The 14,210-nt window shown below is 68.9% G+C and carries 14 protein-coding genes; 6 read left to right on the plus strand and 8 right to left on the minus strand.

Annotation, left to right across the window (positions count from 1 at the left end; all coding sequences use genetic code 11):
- From VHC63_01675 to VHC63_01685, 3 genes are all read right to left on the minus strand, one after another.
- On the minus strand, positions 1-835 hold an 835-nt coding region (locus VHC63_01675; protein HVV35281.1), incomplete at its 3' end, for a glutamate synthase subunit beta.
- Between the two features lie 4 nt (positions 836-839).
- The gene (gene gltB / locus VHC63_01680) at positions 840-5,357 is read right to left on the minus strand and encodes a glutamate synthase large subunit (GenBank protein ID HVV35282.1); all 4,518 of its coding nucleotides are present in this window, start codon (positions 5,355-5,357) and stop codon (positions 840-842) included.
- 145 nt (positions 5,358-5,502) lie between these two features.
- Positions 5,503-5,742 (minus strand): DUF1272 domain-containing protein, encoded by a 240-nt coding sequence (locus VHC63_01685; GenBank protein ID HVV35283.1) that lies wholly within the window; start codon positions 5,740-5,742, stop codon positions 5,503-5,505.
- Between the two features lie 17 nt (positions 5,743-5,759).
- Between VHC63_01685 and VHC63_01690 the strand changes: the two genes are divergently transcribed.
- The 3 genes from VHC63_01690 to VHC63_01700 are packed head-to-tail and all read left to right on the plus strand — an operon-like array spanning position 5,760 to position 7,619.
- Positions 5,760-6,932, plus strand: coding sequence for a lipase family protein (locus VHC63_01690; GenBank protein ID HVV35284.1), 1,173 nt, complete (start codon positions 5,760-5,762; stop codon positions 6,930-6,932).
- Positions 6,929-7,081, plus strand: a complete 153-nt coding sequence (locus VHC63_01695; GenBank protein HVV35285.1) for a hypothetical protein — start codon at positions 6,929-6,931, stop codon at positions 7,079-7,081. Before VHC63_01690 ends, VHC63_01695 begins: the two co-directional genes overlap by 4 nt.
- A complete protein-coding gene (locus tag VHC63_01700) occupies positions 7,074-7,619 on the plus strand; it encodes a hypothetical protein (protein HVV35286.1) in 546 nt (181 codons plus the stop codon). The genes VHC63_01695 and VHC63_01700 overlap by 8 nt, the downstream gene beginning before the upstream one ends.
- On the opposite strand, the gene VHC63_01705 is transcribed toward VHC63_01700, so the two are convergent.
- Together VHC63_01705 and VHC63_01710 are read right to left on the minus strand one after the other, a co-directional pair.
- Complete coding sequence (locus VHC63_01705; protein ID HVV35287.1) at positions 7,616-8,785, minus strand: HD domain-containing phosphohydrolase; 1,170 nt, start codon at positions 8,783-8,785, stop codon at positions 7,616-7,618. The genes VHC63_01700 and VHC63_01705 overlap by 4 nt on opposite strands.
- On the minus strand, positions 8,782-9,963 hold the full coding sequence (locus tag VHC63_01710) for an ATP-binding protein (protein HVV35288.1): 1,182 nt from the start codon (positions 9,961-9,963) through the stop codon (positions 8,782-8,784). The genes VHC63_01705 and VHC63_01710 overlap by 4 nt, the downstream gene beginning before the upstream one ends.
- Positions 9,964-10,037: 74 nt before the next feature.
- Between VHC63_01710 and VHC63_01715 the strand changes: the two genes are divergently transcribed.
- Positions 10,038-10,301 (plus strand): AbrB/MazE/SpoVT family DNA-binding domain-containing protein, encoded by a 264-nt coding sequence (locus VHC63_01715; GenBank protein ID HVV35289.1) that lies wholly within the window; start codon positions 10,038-10,040, stop codon positions 10,299-10,301.
- The gene (locus VHC63_01720) at positions 10,302-10,706 is read left to right on the plus strand and encodes a PIN domain-containing protein (GenBank protein ID HVV35290.1); all 405 of its coding nucleotides are present in this window, start codon (positions 10,302-10,304) and stop codon (positions 10,704-10,706) included.
- A gap of 21 nt (positions 10,707-10,727) precedes the next feature.
- Here VHC63_01720 and VHC63_01725 read toward each other — a convergent pair whose 3' ends face one another.
- Complete coding sequence (locus VHC63_01725; GenBank protein HVV35291.1) at positions 10,728-11,870, minus strand: ferritin-like domain-containing protein; 1,143 nt, start codon at positions 11,868-11,870, stop codon at positions 10,728-10,730.
- A 24-nt stretch (positions 11,871-11,894) separates the two neighbouring features.
- Positions 11,895-13,037, minus strand: coding sequence for an acyltransferase (locus VHC63_01730; protein HVV35292.1), 1,143 nt, complete (start codon positions 13,035-13,037; stop codon positions 11,895-11,897).
- 24 nt (positions 13,038-13,061) lie between these two features.
- Here VHC63_01730 and VHC63_01735 point away from each other — a divergent pair, with 24 nt between their 5' ends.
- Positions 13,062-13,685 carry a TetR/AcrR family transcriptional regulator gene (locus tag VHC63_01735; GenBank protein ID HVV35293.1) on the plus strand — a complete coding sequence of 208 codons (624 nt, stop codon included), beginning with the start codon at positions 13,062-13,064 and terminating at the stop codon, positions 13,683-13,685.
- Here VHC63_01735 and VHC63_01740 read toward each other — a convergent pair.
- On the minus strand, positions 13,686-14,210 hold a 525-nt coding region (locus VHC63_01740; protein ID HVV35294.1), incomplete at its 5' end, for a sugar transferase.

Here is a 14,210-nt window from a genome sequence, read left to right on the forward strand (position 1 = left end):
CGCTGATGGCGGCCTCGGGGGTGTCGCCCTCGCAGACCCGGTTGGCCAGCGGGAGGTACTCCATCGCCTGGTGGATGCCCTCGAGCTCACGGCCGGGGACGGGCAGCTCGCGCCACGCCGTGGCGCCGGTGGCGATGACGACTGCGTCGTAGCGCTTGAGCAGGTGCTCGGCCGTGATGTCGACGCCGACGTCGACGCCCGGGCGGAACTTGGTCCCCTCGGCCTTCATCTGGCGCAGCCGGCGGTCGAGGTGGCGCTTTTCCATCTTGAACTCGGGGATGCCGTAGCGCAGCAGGCCGCCGGGGCGGTCGGCGCGCTCGAACACGGTGACGTCGTGGCCGGCGCGGGTCAGCTGTTGCGCGGCGGCGAGGCCGGCGGGACCGCTGCCGATGACGGCGACGGACTTGCCCGTCTTCACCGTCGGCATGACCGGGGTGATCCAGCCCTCGTCCCACGCGCGGTCGACGATGGTGACCTCGACCTGCTTGATGGTGACCGGGTTCTGGTTGATCCCGAGCACGCACGCCGACTCACACGGCGCCGGGCACAGGCGACCGGTGAACTCGGGGAAGTTGTTGGTGGCGTGCAGGCGCTGGATCGCCTGGCGCCACTGGTCGCGGTAGACGAGGTCGTTCCAGTCCGGGATGAGGTTGCCCAGCGGGCAGCCCTGGTTGCAGAACGGGATGCCGCAGTCCATGCACCGCGACGCCTGGGTCTGCAGGTGGTCTTCGGGGAACGGCTCGTAGACCTCCTTCCAGTCGCGCAGACGGACGGGAACGGGACGCCGCGTCGGCGTCTCCCGGTCGTGCTTCAAGAACCCTCTGACGTCACCCATCGGACTACGCCCTCGCCGAAGCCATCACGGCTTCGATCGGATCCAAGCCCTTTGCCTCCGCCTCGGCCATGGCGTCGAGGACGCGGCGGTAGTCCTTGGGCATCACCTTGCGGAACTTGCGCACTTCCGTGTGCCATCCCTTCAGAATCTTCTCGGCGACGGGCGAGTCCGTCTCCTTCAGGTGGCGGCGCACGATGTCGCGCAGCCATTCGACGTCTTCTTCGTCGAGCCGTTCCAGATCGACCATCTCGAAGTTCAAGCGCTGCATGAACTTGTCGTCGTCGTCGTAGACGTAGGCGACACCGCCCGACATGCCGGCGGCGAAGTTGCGTCCGGTCGAACCGAGCACGACGGCGCGGCCACCGGTCATGTACTCACAGCCGTGGTCGCCGACGCCTTCGACGACGGCGGTGGCACCGGAGTTGCGCACGCAGAAGCGTTCGCCGACGACGCCGCGCAGGAACATCTCGCCGCCCGTCGCCCCGTAGAGCGCCACGTTGCCGGCGATGACGTTGTCCTCGGCGACGAAGTCCGCCGGCGCGTCGAGCGACGGCCGCACGATGATGCGCCCACCGGAGAGCCCCTTGCCGGTGTAGTCGTTGGCGTCGCCGAAGAGCCGCAGCGTGATGCCGCGGGGCACGAAGGCGCCGAACGACTGACCGGCGGAGCCTTCGAGGGTGATGTCGATCGTGTCGTCGGGCAGGCCCGCGGCGCCGTAGCGCTTGGTCACTTCGTGGCCGAGCATCGTGCCGACGGTGCGGTTGACGTTGGTGATCGGCAGCTCGATCTTCACCGCGGTGGCGTCCGACAGCGCCGGCTGCGCCAGCTTCAGCAGCCCCTGGTCGAGGGCGCGCTCGAGGCCGTGGTCCTGGGACTTGGTCTGGTACAGGTCCTGCTCCCACGGCGAGGTGGGCTGGAACAGGATCGGGTCGATGTCGAGCTTGTTGGCCTTCCAGTGGTCGATGGCGTCACGGGCGTCGAGCATCTCGACGTGACCGATGGCTTCGGCCATGGAGCGGAAGCCGAGGCGGGCCAGGTGCTCGCGCACTTCCTCGGCGATGAACTCCATGAAGTTGACGACGAACTCGGGCTTGCCACTAAAGCGCGCCCGCAGCTCGGGGTTTTGGGTGGCGATGCCGACCGGGCAGGTGTCGAGGTGGCAGACGCGCATCATGATGCAGCCGCTCACCACGAGCGGTGCGGTGGCGAAGCCGAACTCCTCGGCGCCGAGCAGCGCGGCGATCATCACGTCGCGGCCGGTCTTGAGCTGGCCGTCGCACTGCACGACGATGCGGTCGCGCAGGCCGTTGAGCAGCAGCGTCTGCTGCGTCTCGGCGAGGCCCAACTCCCACGGCGCGCCGGCGTGCTTGAGCGACGTGAGCGGCGACGCGCCCGTCCCGCCGTCGTGACCCGAAATCAGCACCACGTCGGCCTTGGCCTTGGCCACGCCGGCGGCCACGGTACCCACGCCGACTTCGGCCACCAGCTTCACGTGCACGCGGGCGGCGGGGTTGGAGTTCTTCAGGTCGTGGATGAGCTGCTTGAGGTCTTCGATCGAATAGATGTCGTGGTGCGGCGGGGGCGAGATGAGGCCCACGCCCGGCGTCGAGCCGCGGGTCTTGGCGATCCACGGGTAGACCTTCACGCCCTGGAGCTGGCCGCCCTCGCCCGGCTTGGCGCCCTGCGCCATCTTGATCTGGAGGTCGTCGGCGTTGGTCAGGTACTCACTGGTCACGCCGAAGCGCCCGGACGCCACCTGCTTGATGGCCGAGCGGCGCAGGTCGCCATTGGCGTCGGGCACGAAGCGGTCGGAGTCCTCGCCGCCCTCGCCCGTGTTCGACTTGCCGCCGATGCGGTTCATCGCGATGGCGAGGTTCTCGTGGGCTTCCTTCGAGATCGACCCGTAGCTCATGGCACCCGTCGAGAAGCGCTTGACGATCTCGCTCACCGGCTCGACCTCGTCGATCGGTACCGGCGGGCGCACGCCTTCCTTGAACGTGAACAGGCCGCGCAGCGTGGCGAGACGCTTCGACTGGTTGTCGACCGCCTCGCTGTACTGCTTGAACACGTCGTAGCGACCCGAGCGCGTCGAGTGCTGGAGCTTGAAGACGGTCTCGGGATTGAACAGGTGGTACTCGCCCTCGCGGCGCCACTGGTACTCGCCGCCGACCCACAGGTCGCGGTGCGCCTGCTCGGCCGGGCGCTCGAAGTGGGCGTAGTGATGACGCGCCGCGACTTCCGCCGCGATCTCGTCGAGGCCGACGCCGCCGAGCTTGGAGGTCGTGCCGGTGAAGTACTCGTCGACGAACTCCTCGCCGAGGCCGACGGCCTCGAAGACCTGCGCACCGGTGTAGGACGCCACCGTCGAGATGCCCATCTTCGACATCACCTTGAGCACGCCCTTCGAGCACGCCTTGATGTAGTTGTAGACGGCCTTCTGCGGCGTGACGCCGGTGAGTTCGCCGTGGGCGATGAGGTCCTCGATCGTCTCGAACGCCAGGTACGGGTTGATGGCCGCCGCGCCGTATCCGATGAGCAGCGCCATGTGATGCACCTCGCGGGCGTCGCCCGTCTCGACGACGAGGCCGACGCGCGTGCGGGTCTTCTCGCGGATGAGGTGGTGGTGCACCGCGGCGGTCAGCAGCAGCGACGGGATCGGCGCGTACTCGGCGTTGGAGTGCCGGTCCGAGAGGATGATGATGTTGGCGCCGTTCTCGATCGCCGCGCTCACCAGCGCGCGCACGTTCTCGATGGCGGCCCGCATGCCCTCGCCGCCGGCGGCGACGGGGTAGAGGCCGTCGACGGCGAAGGGGGTGAAGCCGTCGACGCCGCCCTCCTCGTGGATGTAGAGGATCTTGGCCATGTCGTCGTTCGACAGGATCGGCGACGGCATCACGATCTGCTTGCAGCTGTCGGGACCGGGGTCGAGCAGGTTCGACTCGCGCCCGATGGTGCGCGCCATCGACGTGACCATCTCTTCACGGATGGCGTCGAGCGGCGGGTTGGTCACCTGGGCGAATAGCTGGGCGAAGTAGTCGAACAGCAGGCGCGGGCGCTCGCTCAGCACCGCGATCGGCGTATCGGTGCCCATGGAGCCGAGCGCTTCGCCGCCCGTCTTGGCCATCGGGGCGATGAGGATCTTCAGGTCCTCGGTCGTGTAACCGAACTCGCGCTGCTGGCGCACCACCGTCGTGTGCTGCGGGGTCAGCATGAAACGGTCGGGCAGGTCGTCGAGGTGGGTGAGGTTCTGGATCCACTCGCCGTAGGGCGCGGCGTCGGCGAGGGTGCGCTTGATCTCGTCGTCGCGGATGATGCGTCCCTGCGACGTGTCGACGAGGAACATCTTGCCCGGCTGCATGCGGCCCTTCTCGACGACCTTGCTCGGCTCGATCGGCAGCACACCGGCCTCCGACGCCATGACGACGAGGCCGTCGTCGGTCACCCAGTAGCGCCCGGGACGCAGGCCGTTGCGGTCGAGCACCGAGCCGATCACGGTGCCGTCGGTGAAGGCGATCGACGCCGGACCGTCCCACGGCTCCATCACCGACGCGTGGAACTCGTAGAAGTTGCGCTTCCACGACGGCATCGACTCGTGACGCTCCCACGCTTCGGGGATCATCATCAGCACGGCGTGGGGCAGCGAGCGGCCGCCGAGGTGCAACAGCTCGAGCGTCTCGTCGAAGCTCATCGTGTCCGACGCGCCGTCGGTCACGATCGGGAACGCCCGCTCGAGGCCGGGGAAGGCGTCGCTGTGCATCTGCGATTCGCGGGCGCGCATCCAGTTGCGGTTGCCCTGCACCGTGTTGATCTCGCCGTTGTGGGCGATGAAGCGGTACGGGTGGGCGAGGGGCCAACTCGGGAACGTGTTGGTGGAAAAGCGCGAGTGGACGAGGGCGAGGGCGGACTCCATCCGCGGGTCGTGCAGGTCGGGATAGAACTCCTGCAGCTGCAGTGACGTGAGCATGCCTTTGTAGACGAGCGTGCGGCCCGACAGCGACGGAAAGTAAAGGTCGGCTTCGTGCTCGGCCCGCTTGCGCAGGATGAACAGCTTGCGCTCGAGGTCGAGGCCGGCAGCGCCGCCGACGAAGACCTGACGGAAGAGCGGCTCGACCTCCTTGGCGAAGATGCCGATCATCGAGTTGTCGATCGGGACGTCGCGCCAGCCGAGCAGTGTCAGGCCCTCGTCGGCCACGAGCTTCTCGAACTTGTCGACGGTCTCGGCGGTGCCTTCCTTCGGCAGGAAGGCGGTGCCCACGGCGTAGGCGCCCGCCGCGGGCAGCTCGAAGTCGACCACGGCGCGCAGGAAGGCGTCGGGGACCTGGATCAGGATGCCGGCGCCGTCACCGACGTTGGCTTCCGCACCCGTCGCCCCACGGTGGTCGAGGTTGCACAGCGACTGCAGCCCGAGCTGCACCATCCGGTGGCTCTTGCGGCCGTGCACGTCGACCACGAAGGCGACGCCGCAGGCGTCGTGCTCGAAGCGGGGGTCGTAAAGGCCCTGGGCCTCGGGGGGCGTGCGCATACTCGTCCTTTGTCGTACTGAAGTGGACGGGACAACGCTGGCCCGTGGGTCGGAACACTTTACTCGGTCGCCCCCCGCCGGCCGCAACGCAAATGCCGTGTGCATCTCCAGGCAGGCTGTGCCTGCCTGGAGATGCACACAGGCGTCAGGCGAGGCCGGATCTGGGCTTGTGGACCCGCTCGGTCGACGCGGGGGCCTTCTCGAGCAGGGCGGTGGGGCGCTGCGGGCGGGGCTGGAGGTCGCCGCCGCAATTGGGACAGATGCCGCCGAGCTTGAGGGCGCACTCTCCGCACCACGTGCACTCGAAGGAGCAGATGACGGCCCCGGGCCGGTCCGGCGGCAGGTCGTCGTCGCAGTTCTCGCACCCCGGCTTCATCAGCAACATGCCAGTGTCTTAGCCGGATGAAACGGCTGCTGGCACTCGTGGTGGTGGCGACGGGCCTCGTGGCGTGCTCGCAGTCATCGACCGCGACGGTTCCCACCGGCCACGGCAAGTTGCTGGCGGCGACGAAGGTGGCCGGCGTGGTCCCCGGCGCGACGACCTACAGGATCCGCTACACGAGCCGGGCGCGCACCGGCGCCGCGATCGAGGTGACGGGTCTGGCCGTGGTGCCCGACACGAACGCGCACGACCGCGTGGTGTTCACCCTCGCCCACGGCACGACCGGTCTGGCCGACGCGTGCGCGCCGTCGCACCACCCGCTGTCGAGCGAAGTCCGCGCCGTCGGCCTCACCGCGGTCGCCAACGGGTGGATCGTCGCCGCCACGGACTACGCGGGCCTCGGCACCCCGGGCCGGCACCCGTACCTCGTCGGTGTGAGCGAAGGCCGCAGCGTGCTCGACGCCGCCCTGGCGGCGCGCCAACTGCCCCACGCCAACGCCGGCACGAAGACGCTCATCGCCGGCTACTCACAGGGCGGCCACGCCGCGCTGTGGGCCAACCAACTCGCGGCGACGTGGGCGCCGTCGCTGCACGTGGTCGGCACCTTCGCCGGCGCGCCCGCCACCGAGCTCGACCGGATTCTCGAAGCCGGACGCACCGCGCCGATCCAGCCGTTCGTGCTGTCGATCGTCGGCGGGTTCGCGGCGGCGTACCCGAAGGCCCGTCCGGAGCGCTACCTCACCGCCGCCGGGCTGCGGTTGCTGAAGACCGTTGATCGCGACTGCCTCGGCGCCGTCGCCGCCGCCAGCAGCACCACCGCGCCCGCCGACCTCGTGCTGCCCACTGGGCCGACCGACCCGGCATGGCTGACGCTGGCGCGGGCCAACAACCCCGGATTGGTCAAAGGCGAAAGCCCGGTGCTGATCGTCCACAGCGACCAGGACGACGTCGTGCCCGTCGAGCTCAGCGCGCTGCTCCACACCCGCATGTGCGCCCACGGTGCCATTGTCGAGCGCCGCGTCATCCACGCCGGCGGCCACGTGCCGGCGGCGCTCCCGGCCTTCGACGCCGCCAACGTGTGGCTCCAGGCGCGCCTGCGCGGTCAGCCGGCGAAAGACGACTGCGAAAGTGGGTATAACCCAGCAGGCACTGCTGCGGCGGTCGCCGCGCGCCGGTACACTGTTTCGCCGTGACGAGGCCCCGCCGCGACGCACAGGTTTGGGACGAGCAGCGCGCCGCGCAGCGTGCGATGTCGCCCGAGGACCGGCTCCGTCAAAACGACGCCATGACCCGCCTCCGCCTCGAGGCCGAGTCAGCCCGGCGCCGTCTCACCGTTGCGTGAGTTCGGCCCCCGCACGGACGCGACGCCGCTCGACACCGAGCGCATCCTCCGCGCCTTCACCGATGCGGGCGCCGACTTCGTCCTGATCGGCGGGATCGCGGGCGTGGTGCACGGGGCCGAACGCGAAACCTTCGACGCCGACTTCCTGCCCTGTCTCGAACTCGAGAACCTCGAGCGGGTCCTTGCCGCGCTAGGCGCGCTCAACGCCGGCATCTTCGTCACCTCCGCGCGTCTGGCGATGGAAGCGGGCGAGCTGTGGGAGACAGAGTCGTTGCGCCGCGGCGCTGTCGGGCTCTTCGACGCCGAAGCGTGGCACTTCGCGACCGACGCAGGACTCGTCGACGTCGTGCTGCGCGCCGCCGCCGTCGGCGACTACGACGCCCACCAACCCAACGCCGAGCGGGTGGAACTGTTCGGCATGCCGATCCTGGTGGCAGGCATCGACGACCTCGTGCGGTCGAAGGAGCACCTCGGGCGCGACAAGGACCTCAGCATCGTCGAGCAACTCCGCCGCATTCGCGACGGCCAACCTCGCTAGACGCGCGCCGGCGCCACCGCGCCCGGCCAGCTCGGCGCCTTGGCTTCCTTGCGGGCAAAGACGCACAGCGGCTCGATGATCCCGGGCGCCACTTCGGAGAAGTTGACGATGCGCTGAAGCAGCGACGCGGTGACGGGGTGGCCGCGCGGGACGAGCTTGACGCCCGACGCGGTGAACACGTCGTCGGCCAGCGTCATGCCGACCTCCAGCTTGTCCAGCGGGATCTGCACGACCTTGCGGTCGGCGCGCGTCGCCAGGCCCTGCGCCAGCGCCTTGAGCAACACCGGGTCGTACACGGCCCGTCGTCCGGCGAGCTGGCTCAGCGCCTCACCGGTGGGCACGCCGGCGAGTTCCAACGCGTCGTAGTCGCGCACCAGCCGCAGCACGCGGGCCCCGAGCGGCACCGCACCCGGGTCGAGCCCGGCGGAGACGTCCTGGAAACGGATCGCCTCGCGCACGGCGTCGAGGCGCGGGATCTCGGCGAGGATCTGTTCGGCCAGCGCCGGCATGCGGGCGACCATCGCCGCCTCGTCGTCGGACAGGCGCACCCCGGCGTTGACGTGTTCGAGCACCGACGGCGGCAGCGTGATGGCGCCCAGCTGCGACATCGTCGCCGCTACGCCGATGTGCCACGGCTCGTCTTGTTCCAGCGCGTCGAACAGCAACGCCGCGAGGTCGCGCAAGCGCGTGGCGCGGGCGAAGGCGGCGGGTGCGGCCAGCGACAGCAGCTCGCTCATGGCGCGCACGGCGCCGGCGAGGGTCAGGGCCAACAGGTCGCGCTCAGCGTTCACCAGCCGGAACTGCTCGACGGCTTCGTCGAGCGTCGCGATCAGGTGGTTGGAGGGCACCGGCTTGAGCAGCAGGCGGAACACGCCGCCCTCGTTCACCACCGCCGCCGCGCCGGCGATGTCGGCCTGGCCGGTCAGCAGCAGGCGCGTCGTGTCGGGGGCGAGCTTGCGCGCCCGGGTCAGGAACTGCGCGCCGTTCATGAACGGCATCTGGTAGTCCGACACGATGGCGGCGAACGGTTCGGTGGCCGCCGCCAGCTTCTCGATGCCCTCGGCGCCGCCCGGCGCCGTCTCGACGTCGAAGGTCGCACGCAGGACGCGTTCGAGGCTGCGCAGCAGGTGCTCGTCGTCGTCGACGAGCAGGACGCGGGGCTTCATGCTGCGGCCTCGAGGGGGATGCGCACGTCGAACTTCGTGCCGGTCAGCGGATCGCTCTCGAAGCTGATCGAGCCGCGGTGGCGATCATGGATGAGCGAGTACGCAAGAGCCAGGCCCTGCCCGGTCCCCACACCGACTTCTTTGGTGGTGAAGAACGGCTCGAAGATGCGATTCGCGATGCTGGGCGGGATCCCTGCGCCGGTGTCGCACACTTCGATCACACAGTGCGGGCCTTCGACGCGCGTGCGCACGGTGATACGCCCCTTCTTGCGGGTGCGCTTGGTCACGTCGCCCACCGCGTGGGCGGCGTTGACGATGAGGTTCAGCAGCACCTGATTCACGTCGCCGATGTGGCACATGACCGGCGGAAGCTTTTCGTCGAGGTCGAGGCTGACGACGGCGACGTGCTTCACCTCGCTGTAGGCCACGGCCATCGCGTTGCGCACGGCCTCGTTGATGTCGGCCGGCGCCATGACGTCGGCGCCGGCGTGGCCGAACGACTTCATGGCGCGCACGATGGTGGCGACGCGCTCGACGCCGTCCAACGCCTCCTCGATGGCGACGGGGATCTCGGCGAGCAACGCTTCGGCGCCGTCGCCCTGCACGAGCGGCTTGAGCTCCTCGAAGGCGCCGAGCAGGAACTGGAGGTTGTTGCCGACGTACTGGATCGGCGTGTTGATCTCGTGGGCGACGCCCGAGGCCAGCTGCCCGATCGACTCGAGCTTCTGGGCGTGGCGCAACTCGGCTTCGAGGCGGCGCCGGTCGGTCACGTCGCGGATGTGCAGCACGAGGCCGGCGACCGTCGGGTCTTTGCGTAGATCGACGACCAGCACGTCGACGCCCCGCCAGGTGTGGTCGGCGTGACGCATGCGGCATTCGACGCTCTGGCGCACTGCCAGCGCCGCCGCCACGTGCTCGCGCTCGTCCGGGTGCACGAGGTCCATCACGTCGGTGCCTTCGAGGTCCGCTTCGTCCATACCGAGCACGCAGCGCGACGCCGGGCTCACGAAACTGATGTTCCCCGCCTCGTCGACGACGAGGGTCATGTCGCTCGAGTTCTCCACGAGCGAGCGAAAGCGCGCCGCGTTGGCGACCAATTCCGCCTCGCGGTCGCGAAGGGCGCGCTCGAGCGCGTCGATTTCGTCGTTGTCACGCGTACGCGAAGAACGACGAAGCACGCGGGTCCATCGGTTGCGTCAAAGGCGCCATTTAGGACAGGTCGCGAATGGCAGTGCGATGGTATTCTGATGGTATGCGCACTACCATCGACAGCGCCGGCCGGGTGGTGATCCCGAAACCGATCCGCGACGCCCTCGGCCTCGTCGGCGGTACCGAGGTCGACATCGTCCTCGACGGAGTGTCGATCCGCATCGACGGCCGCGAGCCCGAAGGTCCCGGGTTGGTCGAGCGCGACGGATTCCTCGTCATCCCGCAACGACCCGACTCGATCGAGCTGACGGTGGCCGACGTTCGTCGCATGCGGATGCAGGGTTACGGATTGTCCGACGAGGACTAGGTGTACGCCGCTGACACCAGCGTCGCGGTGCCGTTCGTACACGCCGCGCACGGCGCGCATCCACAGGCGCGTACCGCGGTGACGCGCGCGCGGCCCGCCTTGGCGGGCCATGCGGCGTTCGAGACGTTTTCGGTGCTCACCCGGCTGCCGTTGCCCGATCGCCTCTCGCCCGCTGAGGCGCGTCGGGCGATCGACGAGAACTTCGGCGAGCCGTCATGGCTCACCGTGCACGGGACGGCGCGGGTGTGGGCTTTGCTTCGCGAAGGGCGGCTTGCAGGCGGCGCCGTTTACGACGCGCTCGTGGCACAAGCCGCCTTCGACCACGAGCGCACGTTGCTGACGCTGGACCGTCGGGCGGCGCGGACCTACGAAGTTGTCGGGGTCGAGTTCGAGTTACTGAGCTGAACGACGGACGCGCCGGCCAGATCAGGCCGTCTCGGCCTCCGCCGCGGCGCGGTCGGCGCTGACGGCATCGAGCAGTTCGTACTCGATCGACGTGTCGGCCCAGCTCTCGAACTGCGTCAGGCCGATGTTGTCGAACTTGGCGCGCAGCCAGCCGCTGTTGGCGTCGAGCAGGCCGAGCTTCGACAGGTTCGGCACGATCTTGGAAAACAGCATCTGCTGGAACGGGTCGTCGTTCTTGGTCATCCCCGCCGGGCGCATGACCGACAGCGCCACCTTGGGATCGACGCCCATGCGCTCCCACACCTCACCGGCCACGAGCCGGTCGCGCAAGCGCACGGCCGCCTCGTAGGCGAACTCCTGGCGCTCGCCGAGTTCCTTGTCGGTGAGGCCTTCGTAGAACTCCTTGAGCGACAGCACGCCGAAGGCGACGTGGCGCGCCTCGTCGGACATCACGTAGCGCAGCAGCTTCTGGAGCAGCGGCTCGGGGGTGACGGCCTGCACGAGACCGAACGCCGCGAGGGCGAGGCCCTCGACCATGATCTGCATCCCGAGGTAGGTGAAGTCCCAGCGTTCGTCGCTGATGATGTCGTCGAGCAGCATCCCGAGGTGCGGGTTGAGCGGGAAGTGGCCGTTCAGCTTCTCGTCGAGGTAGCGGGCGAAGACTTCGACGTGGCGGGCCTCGTCCATCACCTGGGTCGCGGCGTAGTACTTGGCGTCGATCCACGGGACGGTCTCGACGATCTTGGCGGTGCAGATCAGCGCGCCCTGCTCACCGTGCATGAACTGGCTGAGCATGAAGTTCTGCTGGTGGATGGCCAGCTCCTGCCATTCCTTGTCCGACCACTTGGCCATCGGCGTGCCGGTGAGGTCGATCCCCATGGCGGCGAGCATCTCGGGGTTGGCGTCGGGCGACATGGCCGCCAACTTCTCCTGGTCGACGTCCTGGCTCCAGTCGAGGTCGGTCGAGCCGTTCCACTGCGCCGTCTTGGCCTTCTCGTACAGCTTCGACAGGGGCAGACGCGAACGCTCGTAGTCCCACGTGAAGATGGTGTCGGCGTTGGCCTCGACGGTGCGGATCGTCGCTTCCCAGTCGGGCTTCTGGTCGAGGATCCAGTCGAGATCGTCCTGCTCGTCGCGGCCGAGGATGTCAGCGTCGGTTGCCATCCCTAAAACCTACACTGTGTCGGTTTATTGGTCAACGGGCGAACGTTGCAACGTCTCTGAATGGTCAAGGGGCTGGAAGCGGGCCTTGAGGGCGAGGATGCGGCGCTCGATCAGCAGGTACGACGCGGCGGCGATGGCGATCGACACCGTCTCCTGAAGCACCACCTCGACGCCGTTGGGGAGGCGGGCGATGCGCGTCGAGTGGAGCAGCGCGTTCGTCGCGGGATGGAACAGGTACACGCCGTAGGAGATCCGGCCGAGGGCGGCGAGCGGCTTCCACGACAGCACCTGGTTGATGCCGCTCTTCTGGTCGGCCAGCGCCGCGAACCCGACGAGGACGGCGGTGGCGACGAGGAACAAGCTCAGCCCGCCCATGCCCTCGAACGTCGTGTGGAACGGCAACACGAGCGTGAAGCCGAACACGACGAGGAGGGCGGCGGCACCGAGCGCCGGTGACTGCAAGCGGGCCCGCAGCGCGCCGGTGTCGATGCGGTCGAGGAACACCGCCAGCAGGCTGCCGAGGAAGAGGCCGTCGAAGCGCCACACCGGTTGGTAGAGGTTGCTGACGTTCGCGGCGGTGAGGACGGCGCGGAACACGCCGATGGCCACGACGGCGATCACGAGGCCGGCGGCGATGCGGCGGGCGCCCGGGTCGCGGCGCAGCGCCCGCTTCAGCACCGGCGGCCAGCACAGGTAGAACTGCTCTTCGAGCGCCAGGGTCCAGGTGTGGCCGAACAGGCCCTCCTGCTTGGCGTTGGCCGCCACCGCCCAGTTCCCGACGTAGAAGATGACCGGGATCACCGCGATGAACGCCGAGCGTCCTTCGGCGTTGTGGCCGACCACCACCACCACAAACGCCGTGTAGCCGATCAGCAGGACGAGACCAGGCAGCAGGCGCAGGGCGCGGCGCATGTAGAACTTTTTGAGCGACACGGTGCCCGTCTTGGCGTACTCGGCGAGCAGCAGGCCCGTGATCAGGTAGCCGGAGAGCACGAAGAAGACGTCGACGCCGTAGCGGCCGCCGGGATAGAGCCCGGGCACGAAGTTCTTCGAGCCGCTGTGGAACATGAGCACGGCCACGACCGCGAGGGCGCGCAGCCCGTCGAGCGCGGGGCGATAGCGCGCCCGTTCTCGTGCTTGCTCCGCCCCGTCTTGTGCCTCCGCGATGCGGTGAGGTTACCGTTGGTGCGCGTGACGGGCGAGCGACGCGTAGGCCGACCCCGCGGGCCCCGTGTCGACCCGGCCGAGCGGCGCGATCAGCTGCTCGACGCCTGCGTCGTGGCCATTCGCAAACACGGCCCCGACGTGTCCATGTCGGAGCTGGCTGAAGAAGCCGGCGTCAGCCGCCCGATCCTCTATGACCACTTCGGCGACCGCACCGGTATCGCCAACGCGCTGGTCGACCGTTTCGCCACCGCGCTGGTGCCCTCGATCGGCGAAGTGTTCGTACCCGACGTGCCGCTGCGCGAAGCCGTGGCCAAGGGCATCAACATCTTCTGCTCGTTCGTGGAGAAGGAACCCGAGGTGTTCCGCTTCCTGCTCGAAGCCGGCGGCCCGCCCGACCCCGGCACCATGAACAGCGCGCTCGGCGAGATGTTCGCGTCGTCGTTCTCGGCGTCGCTGTTCGCCGTCGGGCGTGACCCGGCGATGGGCGACGTGTGGGGCCACGCCCTGCCCGGCGCGGTGTTCGCCGCCGTCGAGTGGTGGTCCTCGACGCGCACGATGCCGCGCAAGACGCTCGTGGGTCATCTCACGTCGCTGGTGGCCGACGCCTTCGAGGCCGCGGGCGTCACCCGCCTGGCGCCGCCGTCGTAACTAGGCGTTGGCGCGCAGGGTCGCGGCCTCGTGCGACGTGAGGTCGATGACCGGCGGTGCCACGTGTGTCGGCGTCTTGGCCAGGGTCCAGGTCGGCACGTCGCCCAGCGTGATCAGGTTCGCCACTCGCAGGCCGTGCAGCAGCGTGCGCCACAGGATCCACATGTCCATGCGCAGGGTGCGGTTGGCGACGTAGAACAGGTCGTACTCGGGGTGGTTGCTCGGCAGGTCCGTCTTGGCCTGGCTGATCTGCCACAGCCCGGTGCAGCCCTGGGCCACCTTTACGCGGTTGGTGCCGTAGAAGGGATCGACGGGCTCGACGTCGTCGGGCATCTTCGGACGCGGCCCGACGAGCGACATCTTGCCGGTGACGACCAAGAACAGCTGGGGCAGCTCGTCGATGTGCATCGTGCGCAGGAAGCGCGTGGCCGCCGGCACGTGGTCGAACGACATCTTCGTCTTGAGCCCGTACTTCGGCATCGACTTGGGCAGCGTGCGCAGCTTCGGGAACTTGATCGGCTCACC

It is taken from the genome of Acidimicrobiales bacterium, from assembly GCA_035546775.1.
Taxonomy (GTDB): Bacteria; Actinomycetota; Acidimicrobiia; order Acidimicrobiales; family JACCXE01; genus JACCXE01.

What these genes read in the sequence shown, in the direction of transcription:
- gltB (HVV35282.1), bottom strand. Translation starts at nt 5,357, where the DNA reads ATGCGCACGCCCCCCGAGGCCCAGGGCCTTTACGACCCCCGCTTCGAG.
- VHC63_01690 (HVV35284.1), top strand. Translation starts at nt 5,760, where the DNA reads ATGAAACGGCTGCTGGCACTCGTGGTGGTGGCGACGGGCCTCGTGGCG.
- VHC63_01725 (HVV35291.1), bottom strand. Translation starts at nt 11,870, where the DNA reads ATGGCAACCGACGCTGACATCCTCGGCCGCGACGAGCAGGACGATCTC.
- VHC63_01685 (HVV35283.1), bottom strand. Translation starts at nt 5,742, where the DNA reads ATGTTGCTGATGAAGCCGGGGTGCGAGAACTGCGACGACGACCTGCCG.
- VHC63_01715 (HVV35289.1), top strand. Translation starts at nt 10,038, where the DNA reads ATGCGCACTACCATCGACAGCGCCGGCCGGGTGGTGATCCCGAAACCG.
- VHC63_01705 (HVV35287.1), bottom strand. Translation starts at nt 8,785, where the DNA reads ATGAAGCCCCGCGTCCTGCTCGTCGACGACGACGAGCACCTGCTGCGC.